Genomic DNA, 23,676 nt, shown 5'->3' on the forward strand with positions numbered 1-23,676 from the left:
TAAATTCATTATTCCGGAGGTGCTTTCATGCTCGTTCAGGGCATTCTAAAATCCAAGGCGACAGACAGCGTCGTGACGGTCGAGCCTTCGATGACTGTGTCGGAGGCTGCGAAAATCCTTGCGGAAAAGCGCATTGGTACCGTCATCGTTTCCGAAGATGGTGGTCAGACGGCAGCCGGCATTCTGTCTGAACGCGATATCGTTCGTGAATTGGCTGCCAGTGGCAGCGGATGTTTGACGCAGCCGGTCAGCTCTTACATGACAAAGGATCTGATCACCACCACACGACAGGCCACGGTACAAGATATCATGGCCCGCATGACCGAAGGCCGCTTTCGCCACATGCCCGTGGTCGAAGAAGGTAAGCTGATAGGCATTGTGACCCTGGGCGATGTGGTCAAGGCGCAATTGGCCGAGCTGGCGATGGAAAAGGATGCCCTTCAAGGTATGATTATGGGTCACTGACGGGGCTGGTTGCGATAGCAACCTCTTGCGCCGACAGCAAAGTTATGTTTGCTGACGCAGAATTTCCAGAACGCAGGAGAGCGTGATGCGGGTTGGTCTATACCCCGGAACCTTTGACCCGATAACTCTGGGCCATATTGACATTATCCGGCGCGCCTCGGCTTTGGTCGACAAGCTGGTGATCGGAGTAGCGATCAACCGCGATAAGGGACCGTTGTTTTCTCTGGAAGAGCGCGTGGCCATGATCGAGGCGGAATGTGCGCTGTTGTCTGAACAAACCGGAACCGAAATTGTCGCTCATCCGTTCGAAAACCTTCTGATCGATTGCGCCCGCGATGTGGGTGCACAAATCATTGTTCGCGGGCTGCGGGCCGTGGCGGATTTCGAGTATGAATTCCAGATGGTCGGAATGAACCGTGCTTTGGACGATTCAATCGAAACCGTCTTTCTAATGGCCGAAGCACGGCATCAGGCTATCGCATCGAAACTGGTTAAGGAAATCGCGCGCCTGAACGGGGACGTGTCGAAATTCGTGACGCCCCGCGTTCATACTGCATTGCGCGAAAGGTTAGGCTAACGCGCCCATCGCGGCGGCTGTGTCCAGCATCCGGTTCGAAAAGCCCCACTCATTGTCATACCAGGCCAGAACGCGCACCAATGTGCCGTCGGTGACTTTGGTCTCGGCCAATGACACGGTCGAGCTATGGGAATCGTGGTTGAAATCCATCGACACCAATGGGCGGCTTTCGGCGGCCAGAACGCCCGGTATTTTGGCGGCGGCTTCGACGAACAGCGCGTTGACCTCTTCTTCGCTGGTAGGGCGCGATACTTCGGCCACCAGATCGACAACAGACACGTTGGGCGTCGGAACACGGATGGCCTGACCGGTCAGCTTGCCTGCCAATTGCGGCAGGACAAGACCGACAGCCGCTGCGGCACCCGTGGTGGTCGGGATCATCGACAAAGCCGCAGCGCGCGACAGATAGGGGTCTTTACCCGCGGCATCGTGAACTGGCTGGCTGGCGGTATACGCATGGACCGTGGTCATGTTGCCATGGACGATGCCAAGCCCGGCATCCAGCGCGGCGGCAACTGGCGACAAGCAGTTGGTGGTACATGAAGCATTCGAAACAACGGTATCCCCTGCTGTCAGCTCATGCTCATTCACACCATAGACGATTGTTTTGACGGCACCTTCGCCCCGCGCAGGTGCAGAGATCAGGACTTTCTTGGCACCGTTTTTCAGGTGACGTTCAGCCGCTTCGCGGGTGCGGAAAACGCCTGTGCATTCCAGAACTACGTCGATATCGGACCAATCCAGCGCTTCGGGGTCGCGCTCGCTGGACAGACGAATGGGGCCTGCGCCAACGTCCAGGCCTTCGTCGGTCAATGTCACCTTGTTGGAATAACGGCCATGTACGCTGTCGAACTCGAACAGATGCGCGTTCATCTCGGGTTTGGCCAAATCGTTGATGGTAACAATTTCTACATCTGTGCGTCCCGATTCCATCACTGCACGCAGAACTCCGCGTCCGATCCGACCAAATCCGTTGATTGCCAGCTTGAGTGTCATGTTCCGCTCCGTCCGAATTTCGACTTTAGTAAAGTTAGCGCTAACAAAGCCAGATGAGCGGAAAAGTCAAGCAAAACCTCTGTCAGCGCCAGAAAGCCAGCCAATCCAGAAAGGCGTAAAGCTTTTTCCCGAGGAAAACTAAATGTTCGGGTCCAAAGATGGCGTAGTCCAGAATCAACCCTCCAAGGATCAAGAGGCCAAGCCAGATAGCGATTTGGTTGGTCATAGCGGCCCCGAACGAAAATGCCCGCCCAGATAACCTGAGCGGGCAAAAATGTTCAAGATTTCAAACCGGTCTTAGTTAAGCCGACCCATGGCAACGGCGACATCGGCCATGCGAACCGAGAAGCCCCATTCGTTGTCGTACCAGGCCAGAACCCGGACAAGGCGACCGTCTACAACGCGGGTTTGTTCCGGCGCAAAGATCGAGCTTTCTTCGGTGTGGTTGAAATCGGTCGAAACCAGCGGCGCGGGTTCATAACCCAGAACGCGCTGCATCGGGCCAAGCGCGGCTTCGCGAACGATTTCATTGACCTCTTCGACAGTCACTTCGCGCGATGAGCGGAAAGTCAGGTCCACCGCCGACACGTTCGGGGTAGGTACGCGGATGGCGGAACCGTCCAGACGGCCTTTCAGGTTCGGCAGAACCTCACCCAGTGCTTTCGCAGCTCCGGTCGATGTCGGGATCATCGACATGGCAGCGGCACGGGCGCGATACAGATCGCTGTGACGGCGATCCAGGGTCGGCTGGTCGCCAGTATAGGCGTGGATCGTGGTCATGATGCCGTTTTCGATGCCGACACCTTCGTCCAGAACCTTGGCAAGCGGAGCAAGGCAGTTCGTGGTGCAAGACCCATTCGAGACCATGTTGTCGTTGGCGGTCAGCGTGTTGTGGTTCACACCAAACACGATAGTTTTGTCGACGTTCTTGCCCGGTGCGGACAACAGAACCTTGCCGGCGCCACGCTCGAGGTGCGTTTTCGCCTTGGTGCCGTCATTGAATTTGCCGGTGCATTCCAGAACGACGTCGCAGCCTTCCCAATCCAGCTCGTTCATGTCGTAGGTCGAGAACATCTCCATCGGGCCGCGGCCCAGATCCATGGTGTTGCCATTGATGGCGATGTCGCGCGGAAACCGTCCATGAACGCTGTCGTATTTCAGCAGATGAGCCGAAGTTTCCAGCGGCCCGGTCGCGTTGACCTTGATGACTTCGATATCGTTCCGGCCTGACGCAGCGATATGCGACAGGGTGCAGCGGCCGATGCGGCCAAAACCATTGATGCCGACCTTTATGGTCATGTGACGTCTCCAAATGCGCTTGCCTTGCAGGCCATATAGCCGCGATTGGTGAATCTCAAAAGAGCAAAAGCGGCATATTTTTAATGTGTTAGCGCAAACTTCGTACGATTGCGCTAACGCTTGCACTGGCTGTAAGATTGGGTAGGTTCCTGAGGCGGCAGGTGACAGGAAAGGTAGCGCGATGAGCGGTCTTTTGGCTCTTTTGGATGACGTGGCGGGGATCGCCAAGGTTGCTGCGGCGTCGGTGGACGACGTGGTGGCGGCGGCGGGAAAGGCCGGGGCCAAGACGGCAGGGGTGATTATTGACGATGCAGCCGTCACTCCGAAATACGTTCAGGGTTTTGCGCCTGCGCGCGAGTTGCCAATCATCTGGCGGATTGCGCGTGGATCGGTATTCAACAAGATCGTGCTGTTGCTGCCTGTGGCCCTTTTGCTGGCCAATTTTGCGCCCTGGCTTATTACGCCGCTGCTTATGATCGGTGGGTCTTACTTATGCTTCGAGGGGGCTGAAAAGATATTTCATGTTCTGTTTCCACATGGCAGCCATGCCATTGATGAAGACATGAACGTGCGCGACCCTGGTCATCTAGAGGAGCAGAAAGTCAAAGGTGCGATCAAAACGGATTTCATCCTGTCCGCCGAAATCATGACCATCGCACTGGCCGCGATCGAGGCGCCGAATCTGTGGATGCAGGCGGCGACTCTGGCGGTTGTGGGCATCGGGGTGACGGTGGCCGTCTATGGCTCGGTCGCGTTGATCGTGAAGATGGATGATGTCGGATTGTTTCTGGCAAACAATGCCCCGACACCTGTCGGGCGCGGGCTGGGGCGTGGATTGGTCAAGGCAATGCCCGGTGTGATGAAGACCCTGTCTATTGTTGGGACCGCGGCGATGCTGTGGGTCGGCGGATCGATCATCATTCATGGGATGGAAGTTCTGGGCTTCGGCTGGCTGGGCCATCACATCCACGACTGGGCATATGCGATTGGGCATTCCGTGTCAGACGGCTGGGTAGGGGCTGTCGAATGGATTTCCAAAGCAGCAATGGATGGTGTGTTTGGTCTGGCGTGGGGCTTTGTTCTGATCCCTGTAGCCACCAAGGTGATCGGGCCATTGCTATCAAAGAAGGCCGCAACACATTGAAATAAAAATAAAAAGGGCGGTTGATGCCGCCCTTTGCCTTATGCTTCGTGTGCTGGATTACAGTCCCAGCAATTTCTTGACCTTAGCAACGGTCGCCTCGGCAGTGATGCCAAAATGCTTGTACAGCTCATTCGCTGGAGCGGACGCGCCGAAGCTGGACATACCGATGAAGCCGGCCTTGGCTTCGCGGCCACGCTCACCCAATAGCCAGCGATCCCAGCCACCGGCGCGAACGGCGGCTTCGATACCGACGCGGACCGGACCACCGGGTAGAATGCGCTTGCGATAGGCTTCGTCCTGCTGTGCGAACAACTCCATACAGGGCATGGACACGACGCGAGTACCAATGCCTTCAGCCTCAAGCATCGCTTTGGCTTCCATAGCCAAAGAAACCTCGGAACCCGTTGCGATCAGGATGGCCTGACGTTTGCCTTCGGCATCAGCCAGCACATATGCACCTTGCGCGGTCAGGTTCTTGGCTTTGTGTTCCGTGCGTACGGTCGGAACGCCCTGACGGGTCAGCGACAGAACGGAGGGGCTGTCCTTGAACGTCAGTGCTAGTTCCCACGCTTCGGCGGTTTCCACAGAATCTGCGGGGCGGAACACATAGGTGTTCGGGGTCGCGCGCGAGATTGCCAGATGCTCGACCGGCTGGTGGGTCGGGCCGTCTTCGCCCAGACCGATTGAGTCGTGGGTCATTACAAAGACGCTGGGAACTTTCATAAGCGCCGCCAGGCGCATGGACGGGCGGGCATAGTCGGTGAATGCCATGAACGTGCCGCCATAAGGGCGAATGCCGCCGTGCAGGGCCATACCGTTCATTGCTGCAGCCATACCGTGTTCGCGGATTCCGTAATGGATGTAACGACCCTTACGATTTTCCGGCAGGAAGACACCCATATCAGCTGATTTGGTGTTGTTCGACCCGGTCAGGTCAGCCGAACCGCCCACGGTTTCGGTCATGATCGGGTTCACGACATTCAGAACCTTTTCGGACGACGCCCGAGTTGCCAGTTTCGGCTGATCTTCCGAGATCTGCTTTTTGAACGCGCGGATCGCACCGGCCAGTTTTTTGGGCGCTTCAAACGCATAGGCGCGGTTGAATTCGGCTTGCTTGCGTTCGGACAACTGCGCGAAACGTTCTTCCCAAGCCGTACGCTCGGCGACGCCGCGGGAACCGATGGCCTCCCATGCGGATTTCACTTCGGCGGGTACATGGAACGCGTCATGCGGCCAGCCATAGCCTTCTTTCGCAGCCTTCAGTTGGTCCTGATCGGTCAGCGCACCGTGACCTTTCGAGGTATCCTGAGCTGCGTGACCCAAAGCGATGTGGCTTTCGCAGGCAATCATGGTCGGTTTATTCGACTTCTTCGCCTGTACGATGGCTGTGTCGATGGCTTGCGGATCATGTCCGTCAATCTCGATCACGTGCCAGCCCGAGGCTGCGAAACGGCGCACCTGATCGGTGCGATCAGCCATATCGACGGTGCCGTCGATTGTGATGTTGTTGTTGTCCCAGAAGACGATCAGCTTGCTCAGCTCATGACGACCGGCCAAGGTGATTGCCTCTTGGCTGACGCCTTCCATCAGGCAGCCGTCGCCGGCGATCACATAGGTATAGTGATCCACAACCTTCTTGCCGTAATGCGCGCGCTGGATTTCTTCGGCCATGGCAAAGCCCACAGCGTTCGAGATGCCTTGGCCCAGCGGGCCGGTCGTGGTTTCGATGCCATCAACCAGGAAGTTCTCCGGGTGACCGGCTGTCTTTGCACCCAACTGGCGGAAGTTCTTGATTTCCTCAAGGGTCACGTCGCCGTGGCCGGTCAAATACAGCAGCGAATAGATCAGCATCGAACCGTGTCCCGCCGACAGGATAAACCGGTCGCGGTCAGGCCAATTCGGGGCCGAGGCGTCGAATTTCAGGTGCTTTTCGAACAGCACGGTCGCAACGTCGGCCATGCCCATCGGCATACCGGAATGGCCGGAATTGGCGGCGGCGACGGCGTCAAGGGTCAGGGTGCGGATGGCCGCAGCTTTGTCCCAGTGTTCGGGGTTTGCATTGCGCAGCGCAGTCAGGTCCACGGGCGTTGTTCCTTTGGATTACAGGCAGATGTGGCGCTCAATACCATCCAGCCTCCAAAGTGCAAGTAGAACCGGGATTTCTGATGAGGTAGTGGTTCAAGAAAGCTGCCCAAGTTGTTGAAAGCAAACAGTGGGTATTTTCCGCCTCGTTAGGTTAGACTAGGGCAAGACGTGGATGATATTGATTCGGACTATCCGCGATACAAGGAACCTTGGTTAAGAGGTGGCAGGGGCATGAGCCAGATCGAAGAATTACATCGCCGTATTGTTGCTGCAATGGATCGGATAGGGACCGGCGTCGATACGCTGCGGGATACGTCTCCGGTCAGCGGTGGTGCAGATGACGCTCTGCGGACGGCATTGGATGATGAACGTGTCGCCAATGCGCAGTTGGAAGAACGTCTGAAATCGCTGAAAGAGCGCCACGAACTAGAAGTCGACGCCATGCGTTCGGACATGGAACGGCTGCGGACCACGCCCGTTGAAAGCCCGGAAAACGGGGCATTGCGCGAGCAATTGGCAGAGGCGCAGGCAAAACTGGCCTCGGTTGAGGCCGCCCGCGCCGAGTTGGCCGCGGCTAAGGCCGCGCTGGAAAATCAGGATGAGGTTGAGGCGCTAAAGGCCGAAAATGCACAGCTCAAGGCCGCCGCGGCTGCGACACGGGGTGTCGAAGCCGAAAACGCGCGCCTGCGATCTGAACTGGCGGACAGCGAACGCGTCGCCGAGTTGAGCGCCGAGCTGGATATGTTGCGCGCTGAGCGATCCAGTCACGGGGCGGCGATGTCCCGTCTGGATGACGATCTGCAACGCATGCGCAAGGCGAATGAACAGTTGCGGCAATCGGTGGATGAACTGCGCGCCGCCGCCGAAGACGGCGTACCGGATGCTGATCTGCTTAACCGCGCAACAGTGGCCGAACTTGAGGCGACGCGCGCCGCACAAGCAACCGACGCTGCCGAAGCGCACGCAGTTCTGGCGCGGTTAGAGCCGTTGCTGTCGAAGGCGAAACTGGCAGAAGGAGAGGTTGAATAATGCCCGAATTGACTATTCAAATCGGTGGCCGCGGCTTTGATGTCTCGTGCCAGGAGGGGGAAGAAGCGTTCCTGCATTCGGCTGCAAAATTGCTGGATGACGAGGCGCAAGTTTTGTCCGATCAGATCGGGCGCATGCCAGAATCACGGATGCTGCTGATGGCCGGGCTGATGCTGGCCGACAAGGCCGCCGGAACCGATGACAAGATCAAGGTGCTCGAGGCAAAGCTGGCCGAGGTTGAGACCGAGCTTCGAACCCTCAGAAACATGCCACAGCCCGAGCCTGAGCGTATCGAGGTGGCCGTGGTACCTCCGTCAGTGACGGACACGCTGGCGGAAATAGCCGCGCGGGCCGAAGCCTTGGCATCCGTGATCGAGGAGAAGTCAGCGGGATGAACTCTGTAAAGACGGTCGCCTTCGCCGTGGCATTTGCTTTGCCCGGTGGCTTGGCTTGGGCTGAGATCGACATTCTGCCAGTGACATTCACATGCCAGAACGGCGTGCCATTGGAAGTGGCCTATTTCAACGCGCCGGACGGGTCGAGTGCAGCAGCAATGATGGTAGACAACCAATTGGTCACTCTGCGTCAGGTCCAAAGCGGTTCCGGCATACGCTATGAATCCAGCGGAGGGACAGGGACGTACATCCTGCGCTCAAAAGGATGGGACGCAACGGTGAGCTTTCTGGCGACAGGATCGGATGCCGCCAGTGAGCAGGTCATTCTGGATAATTGCGTCAGCCGCTGATCAAGCGTTTGCTTCGCGGATCTTGTCGGCTGCTTCTTTGTTGTAGCCGACACCGTTGTCGTCAAACAGCGTGTCCAACTCGCCAGAAAGGGTCATCTCGGTGATGATATCGCAGCCACCAACGAACTCGCCTTTGACGTACAGCTGAGGCACGGTCGGCCAGTCGGAATAATCCTTGATGCCCTGACGCACGTCTTCATCGGCCAGAACGTTCACGTCAGTGAAATCCACACCCATGTAGTTCAGTACACCGGCCACACGGGACGAAAACCCGCACTGCGGCATCTCTTTGGTGCCTTTCATATACAGCACCACGTCGTTGGCTTTGACGGTTTCGTCGATCTGGGTCTTAACGTCGGTCATCTTGCTTGTCCTCTTCACCCGAAGTCCGGGCAGTCGTTTCATTTTGCGCGGGGTCCGGCCCCCATCCTTCTTCCTCTAGCCGCCGATGTTCGGCCTGTGCCAGAGACAGCGGGTCCAGCCCGTATCTTTCTATGCCGCCAACCTTGCTGATTTTGTCCGGGTCCGGACGCATATCAGCGAGCTTACGTTTCCGATTGCGCTTCACATAGGCTTCGATCAGCGCGGCGGCAACTATCAATGCTGCGAGTACACCTATCCAGAATAGCCAACCGTTCATTTTTTCGGGGACATTGCTTTAGTATATTGCTGAGGATCTCGAGGTATCGGCATTGCACTAACGCCACCGCCTTTACCCGTGTCTGTTGTAGACGCAACTAAGCTTGCGTTCTGGCTGGGTGTTGCGCCGCGTTTCTGTTTGTATCGGGATTTGCCGAAAGTTGATTTCAGAATCAACACGAAACCGGCACATGCCAGTAAACCGCAAATCGTGTAAATCCAGAACGTGATCGTCATTCAGGCACTTTCGTCGTCAGCGCCAACGCGTGTAATTCTCCATCCGGGCCGTCCATTTTGCCTTTCAACGCAGCATAGACCGCGCGTTGTTGCTGCACCCGGTTTTTCCCGCGAAAGCTTTCGTCCACGACCATGGCGGACATATGCACGCCGTCATGCCCGCCGACCTGAATTTCCGCATCCGGAAAGGCTTCGCGCAGCAAGTGTTCGATTTCGTGGGTGCTCATCGGCATGTAGGTAACTCCTGAAGGTCTTTCCCAAGATGTAGAGCGCCGGGGCGGGGCGTGCAAGGGTGTGATGGTTGGCTTGAAACGACAAAACCTGCGCCGGTGTGGGCACAGGTTTTGCGAATAAGTTCCAAGCTATGATTAGGCCACAGCGGCGGCAAAGCTGTCGCGGAATGTGTCGGTCAACTCGGCCAGAGGGGCCTCGGAATTGCCGACCTTGACGGCGTCACCAGTAAAGCGACCTACCGAGACCAGTGGAACACCGGCCTGACCTGCTGCGATCATCAACGCCTCGGCCTGGTCAAAGTTGCAGGCAACCAGATATCGGGCCTGATCTTCGCCAAACAAAAACTCGGTCGAGGCTTCGTCGAGGTGAACGCCAACGCCTGCGGCTTCGGCCAGTTCGAAAGCCGCCAAGGCCAGACCACCATCACCCAGATCGGTGCAGGCTTTGATCATCTCGCGATTGGCGCGGATAAACTCACCATTGCGCTTTTCGGCGTCGAGATCGACATGCGGCGCGTCGCCGTCTTCGCGGTTGAACACTTCGGCCAGAAGGGCCGACTGACCCAGATGCCCATTTGTTTCGCCGATGACCAGCGCGACGTGGCCTTCGCGGACCTCGTTACCGATGATTTCGTCGGTGTGGTCCAACAGGCCAACCGCGCCAATGGTCGGGGTAGGCAGGATCGCTTGACCGTCGGTCTCATTATACAGCGACACGTTGCCCGACACGATGGGCATGTCCAGCGCGGCGACCGCAGCGCCGATACCCTGAATTGCGCCAACAAACTGGCCCATGATCTCGGGCTTTTCGGGGTTTCCGAAATTCAGGTTGTCGGTGGTGGCCAGTGGTTTTGCCCCAACGGCAGTCAGGTTGCGGTACGCTTCGGCGACGGCCTGCTTGCCACCCTCAACCGGGTTGGCGCGCACATAGCGGGGGGTGACATCGCTGGTGAAGGCCAATGCCTTGTCTGTGCCATGCACGCGAACCATGCCCGCACCCAGACCCGGCGTGCGCGCGGTGTCGGCCATGACCATGGTGTCGTATTGTTCGTACACCCATTGCTTGCCCGCATAGTTCGGCGAAGCGAGGAGGGCGCGCAGGCCGTCGATCGGGTCGATCTGCGGGACCTCGGCCAGTTCTTCGGCTTCGGGCGTAAGCTCCCACGGGCGGTCGTATTCCGGTGCGGTGGAAGACAGCTTCGACAGCACAAGATCGGCTTTAACCTCGCCGTTATGGACAATCAGGAAGCGATCTTCGGCGATGGTCTCGCCGACAATGGCAAAATCCAGATCCCATTTCTCGAACACGGCGCGGGCTTCTGCCTCAAGCTCAGGCTTCAGGACCATCAGCATGCGTTCCTGAGACTCAGACAGCATCATCTCGTACGCTGTCATATCCTCTTCGCGCTGAGGGACGTTCTCCAGATCGAGGCGCACGCCCAGACCACCTTTGTCGCCCATTTCAACGGCGGAACAGGTCAGACCCGCCGCACCCATGTCCTGGATTGAGATCACGGCACCGGTCTGCATCAGTTCCAGCGTCGCCTCCATCAGGCGCTTTTCGGTGAAGGGGTCGCCAACCTGAACGGTGGGGCGTTTTTCTTCGATCGTGTCGTCAAACTCGGCCGAGGCCATGGTTGCGCCGCCAACGCCGTCACGGCCGGTCTTGGCACCCAGATAGACGACGGGCATGCCGACGCCGGACGCCGCCGAGTAGAAAATCTTGTCGCTGTCGGCCAGCCCTGCGGCAAAAGCGTTCACAAGGCAGTTGCCGTTATAGGCGGGATGGAATCGAACTTCGCCGCCGACGCAGGGTACTCCGAAGCAGTTGCCATAGCCGCCGATGCCTTCGACAACGCCATTGACCAGCTGGCGGGTCTTGTGGTGGCCGGGCTCGCCAAAGGACAGTGCGTTCATTGACGCAATGGGACGCGCACCCATTGTAAAGACATCGCGCAAGATACCACCAACCCCGGTCGCCGCGCCCTGATAGGGTTCGATGTAAGATGGGTGGTTGTGGCTTTCCATCTTGAAAACAACCGCTTGCCCATCGCCAATATCAACGACACCGGCGTTCTCACCCGGACCGCAGATCACCTGCGGACCCGAAGTGGGCAGGGTGCGCAGCCACTTCTTCGAGGACTTGTACGAGCAATGCTCATTCCACATGGCGGAAAAGATGCCCAGCTCGGTGAAGGTCGGCTCGCGGCCGATGATCTCAAGGATCATGTCGTATTCGTCGGGCTTCAATCCGTGGGCGGCAATCAGATCCGGTGTGATGGCGGGCTCTTGCATCGTCTGTCCTGTTCTCAAGGTGGCCGAGATTGCGCGCCTTTTAGGGCAAGGGCGCGTCGGTGGAAAGGGTTAAGACCGGGGTCAGAGGGTTTCCTGTGCCAATCCGATGAAAAAAGGCCGCCTCGAGGGCGGCCTTTGTATTGTTCATAGTGTCAGGTTGCTATTTTGGCGCGCCGTGTTCTGAACTCGGTTTCTGAGCCTGCTGTTCCGCTTGCTGGTTGGCGGCCTCACCTGCGGCTGCGCCTATGGCGGCCTTTTGTTCTTCACTCAGATTGTCCGCGTCATCCAGACCGGGGATCGCAACGCGCACCTCGCGGCGGGCAAAGTCGATGCCGTTTTCCTTGAACGCGGCCTTCACACGGTTGAAGATTTCCTTGCGCAGGGTGAACTGCTTACCCGGCTTGGCCATGAACTTACCGCGGATGATCATGCCGACATCATCAAAGTCGAACACGCCTTGCGACTTAAAGGGCTGCAGGAAGCCGTCCTTGTGGGTTTCGTCCTCCATCATCTCGGCACCGATCTTCTTAAAGATCTTCTTGACCTTGTTGGGGTCGGTGTCGAAGGGCACGGTGAATTTCAGCTTCATGATGACCCAGTCGCGGCTGTAGTTGGTCAGCTTTTGAATCTCACCGTAGGGAATAGTGTGAACCGGCCCGCGGTGGTGGCGCAGTTGCATTGAACGGATCGAGATTTTTTCGACCGTCCCGGTGGTGCCACCGACATCTACGTATTCTCCAACGCGGAAGGCGTCATCGACCAGGAAGAAGATACCGCCCACGATATCGGCCACCAGCTTTTGTGCGCCAAATCCAATGGCCAGACCCAGAACACCAGCACCGGCCAGCAGGGGGGTGATGTTGATCCCCAACGCCCCAAGCGCCAGCAGCACAAAGATGACCGCGATAGCGACCTGAGCGGTCACACGCAGCAGGGGCAGAACGGTGGCCAATCGTGACCCACCCGAGCCACCTCCTTCGCCAGCCTCTTCATCCGGGCTTTGATCGGCTGCTTGTTCTTTGGCCAGACGGCGATTGACCCAAAGCGACACAAGCTCGTTGAGGATGTAGCCAACGGCAATAATAATAAAGAACTGGATAACCTTGCTGCCGGATTCATCGCCGCCGCCTGCGATTTCCCGAAGATCAAGGTCCCAGGCGTTGGCGATCATCAAGATGACCAGAATGCCAGCCAAGACCCGTCCGATGCGGATATAGCTGCGCTTGGTCGATTTATACGCCTTTTCGGCCACGGGGCCTTCGCCCTGCATCGGCGGCTGCAGATGGCGCACCAAACCACGTATCAGCGTGTCCAGAGCGGGTGCAATCAGCAGCCAGAACATGGTGGTGAAATGTGCACCCTGCAGCAACAAGGCGCGCAACATCGGGTCGCGCTGAGCAGCCAGGAACTCGACAAGTAGCCAGATCACCGCAGATACGCCGATGGCGAAATATGGGTAATAATGAGCGACTTCCTCGTCGAACTTGGTGTGGTCCGGGTCTGTCCCCAGCATCATCTGGGACAGGCCTTCACGGGCTTTCCAGGCAATCACTCCGATATAGATGTGGATTGCACCGTTCAGCCAGAACCCGATCCGGGTTTCACGCCCGGTGATGCCGTTCAATTCGTTGAAATGGATAATGAACAACGTCAACCCGATCAGGATCAACAGCCCGATCAGATTACGGTGCAGGTATTTTGCCCAGTGGTCGTCAATGTTGACCAGCCGATATTGGGGTTGGTTCGGGGCCAGTATGAACCGCGAGGCAGCCGCGCCAAGGCGTGGAACCCAGATCAGGTAAAGGACGAAAGGTGCGGCGTAGGTCAGTTGTTCAGGCGTCAACAATCCGCGTCCCAAGGCGCGGATCACGACATAAAAAACAACTAGCCCAGCAATCTCGCGGCAAAAGCGGCGAAACAGGAAGCTTACCGCACCCCAAAGGTCACTTTCCTCGGTCGCACTTGCTTGACTGTGCCATCTGTTGGTGAGCAGGTAGAAAAGCTTTTCCGCAATGTAGCCTGCAATCAAAACGCTCAGAATCAAACCCATCAGCGTAAGAGCGCCGCTTGATCCGAATGTGCTTATAAAGTTCTCGGCCGCATGGGCCTGAGCGCTGAATATATTCGGCACCGTGACCACGACCTGCGTCCAGGACGTCACCATTGCCGCCCAAATTGCGCCGATTTCCTTGATGGGATCTTCGCGATCCTCTGCTTCGGCAGCCTTTTGTTCAGCGACCGCGTCCAAACGCTCAAGCAAAATAGCGCGGACCTGATCGTCAGACATACGCGCGACCAGATCGTCCACCTGTTCAGGCGTCAGATCATCGGGAATGCTGATAGTGGTTGAGGAACCGGTCGATCCGCTATCCTGCGCAAGAACCGGCCCTGAAAGGCAAATGACGGAAAGTATCGCCAACAAAAGGCGAAGGGGCTGAAACATCGAATCTGTCCTCGAACACAAGTCTTCGTGAATTTTTCGTGATCATAGGTCTAAGTGCCCGAGTTTCCCAGATGTTTTGCCAGCCGAACACAGCGCGCGTTGCCGAATGGCCAAAAAAAAGGCCGAGCACTAAGCTCGGCCGTAGTCCAACAGGGAGGTATGAAGATGATGAGCGTTTCAGCATCACCGCCTTCGAGAGTTCATTTAGGGATCACTTTGTGAACGATCAAGAGATTTCAGAATGATTGCTGATCAACCCCGCTATGCCAGTGGTGCATAGCTAGAGTTTTCCCATCTGCTTCAATTGTTTGCGCTGCGTTATGATCTCATCCTGAACAAAGTCACGGAAGGCCGCGACGCGCTTGGAATGGCGCAGTTCCTCGGGATAGGCGAGGTATACGGGAACATCCGCACTTTCGATATCCGACAGGATCGGCGCGACATTGGGAAGCCCTTGGGTAACGTAGTCCGGCAGGACGCCAATACCCAAGTTATGCAGCACACCCTGAAGCACACCAAAATAATTGTTCACGGTCAGCAGGGATCCTGGATTGTACGTCATCAGATGGCGCACCATCGCAGCTCCCGCACCAACTTGCGGTGCTGAAGGTGTCTGACAGATCAGCCGGTGATTTTTGATTTCGTCCAAAGATTTCAGCATACCGCCATGGGTATCGATGTATTCCTGCGTCGCATACAGCTGCATCTGCACGGTCATCAGGCGTTTGCGGACCAGATCGGCCTGGCTGGGCTCTTTCATGCGGATGGCGACATCAGCCTCGCGCATGGGCAGGTCTAGCACGCGCTCTTCCAGCATCAGGTCGATATTGAGATCGGGGAACTGGTCGTACAGTTTCGGCAGGCGCGGTGCCAGCCAAAGCGTGCCAAAGCCGTACGTAGTAGTGACGCGCAGAACGCCAAACACTTCTTCTTCGCTGTCGCGAATGCGCGCAGCAGCAGCGTCCAGACGTTTTGTCATGGCCGAGGTTGCGTCAAACAACAACTCGCCCTGTTCTGTCAGGATCAACCCGCGCGCGTGGCGGTGGAACAGCGTCGAATCAAGCGACTCTTCCAACGCTCTGATCTGTCGGCTGACGGCCGATTGCGACAAGTTTAGCTTGTCACCCGCATGAGTCAGGCTGCCTGCATCCGCAACTGCGTGAAATATTCTAAGCTTGTCCCAATCCATCGCCGCAACTTTCGTTATCTTTCGAACTGCCTATATGAAATAGGTAGCAACTTCTACATTCAAACGGTGAAATCCTTAGGTTTCAGGGGATAAACCCTATGCAGGTCAGAATTTATGACCTAAAATGTAGAAATATATAGCACACTGATCTGACGTGGGGAGGCGTTTGATGAGTCAGCCGCAAATATCGCTAAATGATCGTTACGATCTGGATAAGAATCCAATTCTTTTGAACGGCACGCAGGCGCTGGTTCGCCTGATGCTGATGCAAAAGTCCCGGGATACGCAGGCAGGACTGAATACAGCTGGATTGGTGACCGGGTACCGCGGCTCACCGCTGGGCGCGGTGGACCTACAGATGACGCGGGCACAGAAACAGCTGACTGAAAGCGACATCACGTTCCAGTACGGTTTGAACGAGGACCTAGCCGCCACAGCGCTTTGGGGCAGTCAGCAGGCTGGGCTGCGCGGGGATGGGCGGTTCGATGGTGTTTTCGGTCTCTGGTACGGCAAGGGGCCGGGTGTAGACCGGTCCGGTGACGTGATGCGCCACGCCAATATGGCGGGTACGGCCAAACATGGCGGCGTGCTGGTGGCGATGGGTGATGACCATACTGGCGAAAGCTCGACCGTTCTGCATCAGTCGGAATGGTCTTTGGTTGATATGTACATGCCAATTGTCAGCCCTGCGGGTGTGCAAGAGATTTTAGACTATGGCGTTTACGGTTTCGCGCTCAGCCGGTTTTCGGGGCTTTGGGTTGGCCTGAAGACGATGAAGGACACGATTGAGGTCACGTCGGTCGTTGATGGCAGTGCTGACCGGATGAAGCTTGTCGTGCCCGAGTTCGACATGCCCGAGGGCGGATTGAACATACGTTTGGGCGACACGCCGCACCTGCAAGAAGGGCGGATCATCGACCACAAACGTTTCGCGGCCGAGATGTTCTCGCACGCCAACAAGATGGACAAGCGTGTGTGGGGCAAACCCGGCGCCAAGATCGGGTTTGTCGCGGCCGGCAAGAACTGGCTGGATCTGTCCCATGCCATGTCGTTGCTGAACATCGACGCGGATGAGGCTGAACGGTTGGGGATCACAACCTACAAGATCGGCCAGACTTTCCCATTGGATATGACTGGATTTCACGACTGGGCTGAAGGACTGGACCTGATTGTTATCGTTGAAGAAAAGCGAAAATTGATCGAGGTTCAGGTCAAAGAAGCCATCTTTGACGACCGTCGCGGCCGCCGTGTGTACGGCTGGTATAAGGGCGGGGCTGGCACCTTGCATCGCGAGGAACTGTTTCCAACCCGCGGCGCGCTTGACCCCAACATGATCGCCGAAAAACTGGGCGAGATTCTGATTGAAGAGGGCCACGACACAGAAGGCGTCCGTGCCGGTCTGGCCAAACTGTCCGAAGCCCGCCGAGCCGATAACGCCGAAGAAATCGCGACTCGTCTGCCGTATTTCTGTTCGGGCTGTCCGCATAACAGTTCTACCCGGTTGCCCGACGGCAGTCGCGCCTATGCGGGTATTGGCTGTCATTATATGGTGCAATGGATGGACCGCGAGACCACCGGGTTCACGCAGATGGGGGGTGAGGGCGCAAACTGGATTGGCGAAGCGCCATTTTCGACCACCAAGCACGTGTTCCAGAACCTTGGTGATGGGACGTATAACCATTCCGGCGTGCAGGCGATCCGGGCGGCGTTGGCTGCGGGCACCAACATCACTTTCAAAATCCTGTTCAACGACGCTGTCGCCATGACCGGCGGTCAGGAAAACGAGGGCGGACTGTCGGCGGAACGGATCGTAGCCGAGGTCAAGGCTATGGGCGTGCAGAACGTGGCCGTAGTCTATGATGAAAAGGAAGATGTGAATTTCAAGGCGATGCCTGCTGGTGTGGAAACCTTTGAGCGCGCGGATTTGATGCGGGTACAAGAACGGTTCCGCGAGACCGAGGGTGTTTCGGTCATCGTCTACATCCAAACCTGCGCGGCCGAAAAACGGCGTCGGCGCAAACGAGGTGAGTTTCCTGACCCCGATAAGCGCGTATTCATCAATACTGACATTTGCGAGGGATGCGGCGATTGCGGCGTGCAATCGAACTGCGTCTCGATTGTGCCGGAAGAGACGGAGTTGGGTCGCAAACGGGCTATTGATCAATCAAGCTGCAACAAGGATTTCTCTTGCCTCAACGGGTTTTGCCCGTCGTTCGTAACCTTGGAAGGTGCAAAAATCCGCAAGGAAGCAACCACCGATATCGATCTACCGGATCTACCTGAACCAGTGCTGCCTGAAATCAAAGGGACACATAACGTGGTGATCACTGGTGTTGGCGGCACAGGTGTGGTGACGCTGGGTGCGATCTTGGCACAGGCGGCACAGATCGACGGTAAAGGCGCCGGAATGATGGAGATGGCAGGCCTTGCTCAAAAAGGTGGTGCCGTTCATATCCATTGTCGCTTGGCAAACCGGCCCGAGGATATCAGCGCTATTCGTGTTGCCACAGGTGAGGCACATGCACTGATCGGTGGCGATCTGGTTGTCTCTGCCGGGGCCAAGACGTTGGGTCTGACGCGCGCGGGTCAAACCGGGGCTGTGATCAACAACCATGAGACGGTGACCGGAGATTTCACCCGCGATACCGATTTCCGTATTCCGGGTGACCGGCTTGAACTGGCCTTGCAGGCGCGGTTGAAGGATGACGTCTCACTGTTTGACGCAACCGATCTGGCGCGCGCGGTGATGGGCGACTCGATCTATTCCAACATGATGGTATTTGGTGCGGCCTGGCAGAAGGGCTTGCTGCCCATCAGCCATGATGCCGTAATTCAGGCCATCGAACTGAATGGAACTGCGGTCGAGCGCAACAAGCGTGCTTTTGACATTGGGCGTTGGGCGGTTCTGCACTCGCAGGAGGTTGCAGGTATTTTAAAGCCTAACGTGTCAGATATGCCAAGATCTTTGGAGCAAAAGATCGACTATCGCGCGCAGCACCTGACAGCGTATCAAAGCGGTCGGTTGGCCAAACGATATCGCAAAATGGTGGACATGTTTGATGATGAAGCAATCCGCGAAGCCGTGGCAAAAGGCTATCATAAGTTGTTGTCATACAAGGATGAATACGAGGTTGCCCGGTTGATGTTGGGCAGCCGCGAAAAAGCTGTGGCCGAGTTTGACGGGGATTTCAAAATGACCTTTCACCTGGCCCCGCCCATCCTTGGCGGAACTGGTGCTGACGGACGTCCGCGCAAACGTTCCTTCGGTGAGTGGATTTTGAAGCCGATGAAACTGCTCACGCGGTTGAAGTCACTGCGGGGAACACCTCTGGATATTTTTGGTTACAGTGCAGAACGGCGGATGGAACGCGCGTTGATCAAGCAATATGAAAATGATCTCAATGAGATAAAACCTCTTGTTACACCTCAGACCCGCGACGCAGTGATTGCGCTGGCGCAATTGCCGCTGGACATTCGCGGGTTCGGGCCGGTGTTGCAGGCCAACGAGGCCAAGGCGGCCAAGCGGCGCGAGGAATTACTGGCCACCATACGGAACGGAGGGCCAGAGCTGCGCGCTGCCGCCGAATAAACCGTAACGGGATTGTCACGAAACCTAGGCAAAATTGCCGCTTATACTTATCTTGCAGGCCGCAAACTCTCGGAGAGTCGTATGCCCTCGCGCCGCCATATCGCTCGTGACATATCCTATGCCTATTCCGCCGCAACCAAAGGGGGGCGGATGGTGATCAAGCTGATGGAGAACACCACTGGGCGTTTGCGATTGATCAAGCGCGCAGACGGGTATGAGAAAGAGGTCGCCAAAGGGCGCGACTTTTGGTCGGTCATGGTGGATCGCTATGGTCTGTCGTTGGATATTGTTGACGGTTCGTTGACGAATATTCCGACGACCGGGCCTCTAATTCTGATTGCCAATCATCCTTACGGTATTCTGGACGGGTTGATGATGGGCCACATCCTGTCTCAGACACGTGGCGATTTCCGAATTTTGGCCAATCACGTGTTTCGCAAAGCCGAGGATCTGAACAAGATCGTCCTGCCGATTGCGTTTGACGAAACCAAAGAGGCGATGAGACAGAACCTTGAGACGCGCAAAGCGGCGTTGAAATATTTGGACGAGGGCGGAGCCATCGGGATATTTCCGGGTGGTACGGTCAGCACCGGGCTCAAACCCTTTTCACACCCGATGGATCCAGGCTGGCGTGGGTTCACGGCAAGAATGGTGGCCAAATCGAACGCCACTGTAGTGCCGGTCTTCTTTGACGGTCACACGTCGCGCTTGTTCCAGATTGCCAGTCATTTGCACAATACTTTACGCATGGGACTGCTGATCAAAGAGTTCAAAAAACGCGTGGATACGCCTGTCAAAGTGGTGATCGGAGAGCCCATCGGCCGCGACGTTCTGGACCCATTGGCCACGGATACGCGCAAGATGATGGATTTCTTGCGCAAAGCCACGTATGAGCTGTCCCCGACGCCGTTGAAATCTTATGATTACGGCTATGAATTCGAGGAACGGCATCGCGCCTAAAGAGGCTAATGGCAGTAGGCATTTTTGATTCTGGTTTGGGCGGTTTAACCGTTCTTGACGCCGCGCAGAAACGTCTGCCGGACGTGGATTTTCTGTACTTTGCGGACAGCGCGCATGCGCCCTATGGCGTGCGGGACGCCGAGAATATTTATGCTCTGACACGGCACGCTGTTTACAACTTGTGGGACCGTGGCTGCGATCTGGTGATTCTGGCCTGTAACACCGCCAGCGCCGCCGCGCTGCGTCGGATGCAGGAAGAGGGTGTGCCTGCCGGCAAGCGTGTCCTGGGAGTCTTTGTGCCTTTGATCGAGGCATTGACTGAGCGGCAGTGGGGCGACAACAGCCCTCCGCGTGAGGTTGCCGTAAAGCACGTTGCCTTGTTTGCCACGCCCGCAACGGTGTCTAGCCGAGCCTTCCAGCGAGAGCTGGCGTTCCGAGCCATCGGCGTAGACGTCGAGGCGCAAGCGTGCGGCGGCGTGGTCGATGCCATCGAAGACGGCGACATGATCTTGGCCGAGGCACTGGTACGCAGCCATGTAGATGCGCTGAAACGGAAAATGCCAGAACCGCAAGCAGCCATTCTGGGTTGCACGCATTATCCGTTGATGGCGGAAACCTTTCAGGCCGCCTTGGGCCCGGATGTTCAGGTTTATAGTCAGGGCGCCTTGGTTGCTGAAAGCCTTGGGGATTACCTTCAACGTCACCCCAACATGCAGGGCGAAGGCAAGGGTGGCTTCTTGACTACTGGAAAGCCAGATTTTGTCAGCGACCGGGCGACGCAGTTCCTCCGACGACAAATTTCGTTCGAGGCCGCCTGACTTAGGTCAAGGACGCTGCTGCACACTCTCCTTTATTCGAAGACCGTCACATCGGCGGTCGTGATTTGTGACACACTGGAACAAGAGGTCTGACATGACCCATAAAATCGCAATTTTGGGCGCATCCGGCTATACCGGCGCCGAACTGGTGCGGCTGATCGCAGAGCATCCGAATATGGAAATCACTGCCTTGGCCGCCGAGCGGAAGGCCGGCATGTCAATGGCACAGGTCTTTCCGCATCTGCGTCACATGGATTTGCCAGACCTGTGCAAAATCTCTGAGATCGACTTTTCCACGGTCGACCTGTGTTTCTGCGCCTTGCCACACAAAACTAGCCAAGAGGTCATTCGTGACCTGCCGCAAAACCTCAAAATCGTTGATCTGTCCGCGGATTTCCGTCTGCGTGACCCGGATGAATACGAAAAATGGTACGGAAACCCGCACACCGCGCTGCAACAGCAGGACGAGGCCGTCTATGGCCTGACCGAGTTCTACCGGGATGACATCCGCAATGCGCGGTTGGTCGCGGGAACCGGGTGTAATGCAGCGACGGGTCAGTATGTGCTGCGTCCGTTGATTTCTGCAGGTGTTATCGATTTGGATGATATTGTGCTGGATCTGAAATGCGCCGTTTCGGGCGCAGGCCGGTCGCTGAAGGAAAATCTGCTGCATGCGGAACTCAGCGAAGGCTACAATGCGTATGCCGTTGGCGGTACGCACCGGCATCTGGGTGAGTTCGATCAGGAATTCTCGGCACTGGCGGGGCGTACGGTGCATGTGCAGTTCACGCCGCACCTGATCCCGGCTAACCGGGGAATTCTTGCGACGACTTACGTCAAAGGGGACTCGGCAAGTGTGTATGAGACACTTGCCAAAGCCTATGAAGATGAACCCTTTATTCAGATGTTGCCGTTCGGCGAAACACCTTCGACCCACCATGTGCGCGGTTCGAATTTCTGCCATATCGGTGTTGTCGGCGATCGGATCGAACGCCGCGCCATCGTGATCGGCGCATTGGATAACCTGACAAAAGGTAGCAGCGGCCAAGCCTTGCAGAACGCCAACCTGATGTTAGGTGAAGATGAAACCCGGGGGCTGATGATGGCCCCGCTATTCCCGTGAGGACGGTATGAAAACGCTCAAGAAACGTCGTCGAGTACAAGTCATTCTTCTGGCCGTCGTGGCATTGGTCTTGGCGACGGGGTTGATTGGGTTTGCGATGCGCGATGGCATTAACTTTTTCCGCTCTCCCAGCCAGGTGATTGCTGAACCCCCGAAACCGACAGAAGTGTTTCGTATCGGCGGTCTGGTCGAGGAAGGCTCGATCATTCGCGGGCAGGGCGAGACGGTGCGTTTCGTCGTGACCGATGGCGGTGAAAGTGTGCCGGTGGCGTTTACCGGGGTTCTGCCGGATCTGTTTGCGGAAAACCAGGGCATGGTAGGGACGGGTTCTTACGTGAACGGTGTATTCGAAGCCACAGAAATTCTTGCAAAACACGACGAAACGTACATGCCGAAAGAGGTGGTGGATGCCCTGAAAGAACAGGGTGTTTACAAAGAGGCTGGTGAAAGTTGATTTACCTTAGCTGACAAGCAAGAACTGATGGGCGTTGCGCATGCAGCGCCCTTTTTCATTGCGCCAAATTAACCGGTTAGCCTCAGCGTTTGGTCAACGGCAGGCGGAGGGTGCGATGCAGACGGTGCGACAGATTGCAACTGAGATCGTGGCGCGAGAAGGTGGCTTTGTGGACGATTCGGACGATCCCGGTGGCGCGACGAAATACGGGGTGACCATTCACACGATGCGGCGTCTCGGGCTTGATCTTTCAGGTGACGGGATAATCAACCGCACCGATGTTCGGATGCTCAGCAAATCTCAGGCCATTGATATTTTCGTGCAGCATTATTTTGAACAACCGCGGTTGGACCTCTTGCCGCACGAATTGCGGGCTTCGGTTTTTGACATGTATGTCAACGCTGGCAGTCACGCGGTCAAAATCCTGCAACGTCTGTTGCGCGATATGGGATTCGAAATCGTGGTTGATGGGGCAATTGGTCCCAAAACCGCGTGGGCCTGCCGGGATGCGGCTGACCCCGATCCGGATGCACTCAGGGATGCGTACGGTGTGGCGCGGCGGAACTACTATTTCCGTCTGGCAGATCATCGACCTGCGTCACGCAAATATGCCCGCACTCGGGCGGGCCGCAAGGGCGGTTGGATTCGCCGGGCCGAGGAATTTGTTTCGCCGATTTACCACCTGAGTGACGCGGAATTTCAAGCGAGGGTTTCAGGATGGGTTTGATCACGGACGTGTTGACGTTTTTGTTTGGCGGTAGCCGAAATGTCGTGCGGGAAACTGCTGAAATATTCAGGGAAAATGCTGAAAACGGGGCAGAGCGTGGTCTGGCTTTGCGACAGCAGGCGATGGTTCAGTTCGGAGATGAATTTGAGGGCCCTAATAAGGGCGCGTTTGACCGGTTCATGGATGGGCTCAACCGTCTGCCGCGACCGGCTATGGCACTTGGTACTTTGGGTTTGTTTGTCGCGGCGATGGTCGATCCGCTGTGGTTTGCGGCCCGAATGCAGGGGATTGCCCTGGTACCGGAACCCCTGTGGTGGTTGCTGGGGGTGATTGTGTCCTTCTATTTCGGCGCGCGTCATCAGGCCAAGGTGCAAGACCTGCAGCGAGAGATCACCGCAACGATGCAGCGCACGCCTCAGGTTTTAGAAAACCTGCAAGCCCTGAAGGCAATGCATGGCGACGCTGTCGGCGCAGCAAATCCCGGAACGGACGCCGAGTTGGCGGAAAAGGCAGGCCGTCCGGACGCAAATTCGGCGCTTGAGGATTGGCGACGCAATCGCGTGGCCTAAACCGCGACACTATGCTCGCCCCAAAGGGGCGAAAGTGATTGGTGCTTGCCCCGGAACAGG

The 23,676-nt window shown here is 56.8% G+C and carries 23 protein-coding genes; 13 read left to right on the forward strand and 10 right to left on the reverse strand.

Annotation, left to right across the window (positions count from 1 at the left end; translation table 11 throughout):
• The first annotated feature begins 27 nt into the window (after nucleotides 1-27).
• Both ACR0B0_RS04185 and coaD read left to right on the forward strand, forming a co-directional pair.
• Nucleotides 28-465 carry a CBS domain-containing protein gene (locus ACR0B0_RS04185; protein ID WP_170358288.1) on the forward strand — a complete coding sequence of 146 codons (438 nt, stop codon included), beginning with the start codon at nucleotides 28-30 and terminating at the stop codon, nucleotides 463-465.
• Nucleotides 466-550: 85 nt separating this feature from the next.
• Entirely contained in the window at nucleotides 551-1,042 is a 492-nt protein-coding gene (gene coaD / locus ACR0B0_RS04190) for a pantetheine-phosphate adenylyltransferase (RefSeq protein WP_170348583.1), read from the forward strand.
• Here the strand turns inward: coaD and gap (ACR0B0_RS04195) are convergent.
• From gap (ACR0B0_RS04195) to gap (ACR0B0_RS04205), 3 genes are all read right to left on the reverse strand, one after another.
• Complete coding sequence (gene gap / locus ACR0B0_RS04195; RefSeq protein ID WP_170348584.1) at nucleotides 1,034-2,038, reverse strand: type I glyceraldehyde-3-phosphate dehydrogenase; 1,005 nt, start codon at nucleotides 2,036-2,038, stop codon at nucleotides 1,034-1,036. The two genes, coaD and gap (ACR0B0_RS04195), sit on opposite strands and share 9 nt — an antisense overlap.
• A gap of 82 nt (nucleotides 2,039-2,120) precedes the next feature.
• On the reverse strand, nucleotides 2,121-2,264 hold the full coding sequence (locus ACR0B0_RS04200; RefSeq protein ID WP_170348585.1) for a hypothetical protein: 144 nt from the start codon (nucleotides 2,262-2,264) through the stop codon (nucleotides 2,121-2,123).
• Nucleotides 2,265-2,335: 71 nt separating this feature from the next.
• Complete coding sequence (gap, locus tag ACR0B0_RS04205) at nucleotides 2,336-3,337, reverse strand: type I glyceraldehyde-3-phosphate dehydrogenase (protein ID WP_170348586.1); 1,002 nt, start codon at nucleotides 3,335-3,337, stop codon at nucleotides 2,336-2,338.
• A 181-nt stretch (nucleotides 3,338-3,518) separates the two neighbouring features.
• Here gap (ACR0B0_RS04205) and ACR0B0_RS04210 point away from each other — a divergent pair, with 181 nt between their 5' ends.
• The gene (locus tag ACR0B0_RS04210; protein ID WP_480646553.1) at nucleotides 3,519-4,481 is read left to right on the forward strand and encodes a DUF808 domain-containing protein; all 963 of its coding nucleotides are present in this window, start codon (nucleotides 3,519-3,521) and stop codon (nucleotides 4,479-4,481) included.
• Between the two features lie 57 nt (nucleotides 4,482-4,538).
• Here the strand turns inward: ACR0B0_RS04210 and tkt are convergent, their stop codons facing one another.
• Entirely contained in the window at nucleotides 4,539-6,563 is a 2,025-nt protein-coding gene (gene tkt, locus ACR0B0_RS04215; protein WP_480646555.1) for a transketolase, read from the reverse strand.
• Between the two features lie 234 nt (nucleotides 6,564-6,797).
• Between tkt and ACR0B0_RS04220 the strand changes: the two genes are divergently transcribed.
• From ACR0B0_RS04220 to ACR0B0_RS04230, 3 genes are read left to right on the forward strand one after another with little or no spacing between them, the layout of a single operon-like run.
• Complete coding sequence (locus ACR0B0_RS04220) at nucleotides 6,798-7,595, forward strand: hypothetical protein (protein WP_425080703.1); 798 nt, start codon at nucleotides 6,798-6,800, stop codon at nucleotides 7,593-7,595.
• Nucleotides 7,595-7,990 carry a cell division protein ZapA gene (locus tag ACR0B0_RS04225; RefSeq protein ID WP_170409699.1) on the forward strand — a complete coding sequence of 132 codons (396 nt, stop codon included), beginning with the start codon at nucleotides 7,595-7,597 and terminating at the stop codon, nucleotides 7,988-7,990. Before ACR0B0_RS04220 ends, ACR0B0_RS04225 begins: the two co-directional genes overlap by 1 nt.
• Complete coding sequence (locus ACR0B0_RS04230; RefSeq protein WP_170409702.1) at nucleotides 7,987-8,340, forward strand: MliC family protein; 354 nt, start codon at nucleotides 7,987-7,989, stop codon at nucleotides 8,338-8,340. The genes ACR0B0_RS04225 and ACR0B0_RS04230 overlap by 4 nt, the downstream gene beginning before the upstream one ends.
• Here the strand turns inward: ACR0B0_RS04230 and grxD are convergent, their stop codons facing one another.
• The 6 genes from grxD to ACR0B0_RS04260 all read right to left on the reverse strand — a co-directional run bounded on the left by grxD (nucleotide 8,341) and on the right by ACR0B0_RS04260 (nucleotide 15,376).
• The gene (gene grxD, locus ACR0B0_RS04235; RefSeq protein ID WP_170409703.1) at nucleotides 8,341-8,703 is read right to left on the reverse strand and encodes a Grx4 family monothiol glutaredoxin; all 363 of its coding nucleotides are present in this window, start codon (nucleotides 8,701-8,703) and stop codon (nucleotides 8,341-8,343) included.
• On the reverse strand, nucleotides 8,690-8,980 hold the full coding sequence (locus ACR0B0_RS04240) for a hypothetical protein (RefSeq protein ID WP_170409705.1): 291 nt from the start codon (nucleotides 8,978-8,980) through the stop codon (nucleotides 8,690-8,692). The genes grxD and ACR0B0_RS04240 overlap by 14 nt, the downstream gene beginning before the upstream one ends.
• A 232-nt stretch (nucleotides 8,981-9,212) precedes the next feature.
• Complete coding sequence (locus ACR0B0_RS04245) at nucleotides 9,213-9,449, reverse strand: BolA/IbaG family iron-sulfur metabolism protein (RefSeq protein WP_170348594.1); 237 nt, start codon at nucleotides 9,447-9,449, stop codon at nucleotides 9,213-9,215.
• A 135-nt stretch (nucleotides 9,450-9,584) separates the two neighbouring features.
• The gene (gene purL / locus ACR0B0_RS04250) at nucleotides 9,585-11,744 is read right to left on the reverse strand and encodes a phosphoribosylformylglycinamidine synthase subunit PurL (RefSeq protein WP_170348595.1); all 2,160 of its coding nucleotides are present in this window, start codon (nucleotides 11,742-11,744) and stop codon (nucleotides 9,585-9,587) included.
• A gap of 160 nt (nucleotides 11,745-11,904) precedes the next feature.
• The gene (locus ACR0B0_RS04255) at nucleotides 11,905-14,187 is read right to left on the reverse strand and encodes a mechanosensitive ion channel family protein (protein ID WP_425080700.1); all 2,283 of its coding nucleotides are present in this window, start codon (nucleotides 14,185-14,187) and stop codon (nucleotides 11,905-11,907) included.
• A 280-nt stretch (nucleotides 14,188-14,467) separates the two neighbouring features.
• Nucleotides 14,468-15,376, reverse strand: coding sequence for a LysR family transcriptional regulator (locus ACR0B0_RS04260; protein WP_170348597.1), 909 nt, complete (start codon nucleotides 15,374-15,376; stop codon nucleotides 14,468-14,470).
• Between the two features lie 169 nt (nucleotides 15,377-15,545).
• Here ACR0B0_RS04260 and ACR0B0_RS04265 point away from each other — a divergent pair, with 169 nt between their 5' ends.
• The 7 genes from ACR0B0_RS04265 (at nucleotide 15,546) to ACR0B0_RS04295 (ending at nucleotide 23,616) form a co-directional block, all read left to right on the forward strand.
• Nucleotides 15,546-18,965 carry an indolepyruvate ferredoxin oxidoreductase family protein gene (locus ACR0B0_RS04265; protein ID WP_480646559.1) on the forward strand — a complete coding sequence of 1,140 codons (3,420 nt, stop codon included), beginning with the start codon at nucleotides 15,546-15,548 and terminating at the stop codon, nucleotides 18,963-18,965.
• A gap of 81 nt (nucleotides 18,966-19,046) precedes the next feature.
• The gene (locus ACR0B0_RS04270; RefSeq protein ID WP_480646561.1) at nucleotides 19,047-19,925 is read left to right on the forward strand and encodes a lysophospholipid acyltransferase family protein; all 879 of its coding nucleotides are present in this window, start codon (nucleotides 19,047-19,049) and stop codon (nucleotides 19,923-19,925) included.
• 8 nt (nucleotides 19,926-19,933) lie between these two features.
• Nucleotides 19,934-20,743: a glutamate racemase gene (locus ACR0B0_RS04275; protein WP_170375186.1), complete on the forward strand. Its 810-nt coding sequence runs from the start codon at nucleotides 19,934-19,936 to the stop codon at nucleotides 20,741-20,743.
• A 94-nt stretch (nucleotides 20,744-20,837) separates the two neighbouring features.
• The gene (gene argC / locus ACR0B0_RS04280) at nucleotides 20,838-21,866 is read left to right on the forward strand and encodes an N-acetyl-gamma-glutamyl-phosphate reductase (RefSeq protein WP_226688491.1); all 1,029 of its coding nucleotides are present in this window, start codon (nucleotides 20,838-20,840) and stop codon (nucleotides 21,864-21,866) included.
• 7 nt (nucleotides 21,867-21,873) lie between these two features.
• Entirely contained in the window at nucleotides 21,874-22,320 is a 447-nt protein-coding gene (gene ccmE / locus ACR0B0_RS04285) for a cytochrome c maturation protein CcmE (RefSeq protein WP_170348602.1), read from the forward strand.
• Nucleotides 22,321-22,435: 115 nt separating this feature from the next.
• A complete protein-coding gene (locus ACR0B0_RS04290; RefSeq protein ID WP_480646564.1) occupies nucleotides 22,436-23,047 on the forward strand; it encodes a holin-associated N-acetylmuramidase in 612 nt (203 codons plus the stop codon).
• The gene (locus ACR0B0_RS04295; RefSeq protein WP_480646566.1) at nucleotides 23,038-23,616 is read left to right on the forward strand and encodes a holin family protein; all 579 of its coding nucleotides are present in this window, start codon (nucleotides 23,038-23,040) and stop codon (nucleotides 23,614-23,616) included. Before ACR0B0_RS04290 ends, ACR0B0_RS04295 begins: the two co-directional genes overlap by 10 nt.
• Nucleotides 23,617-23,676: the final 60 nt, after the last annotated feature.

The organism is Ruegeria sp. BA12 (assembly GCF_056539625.1).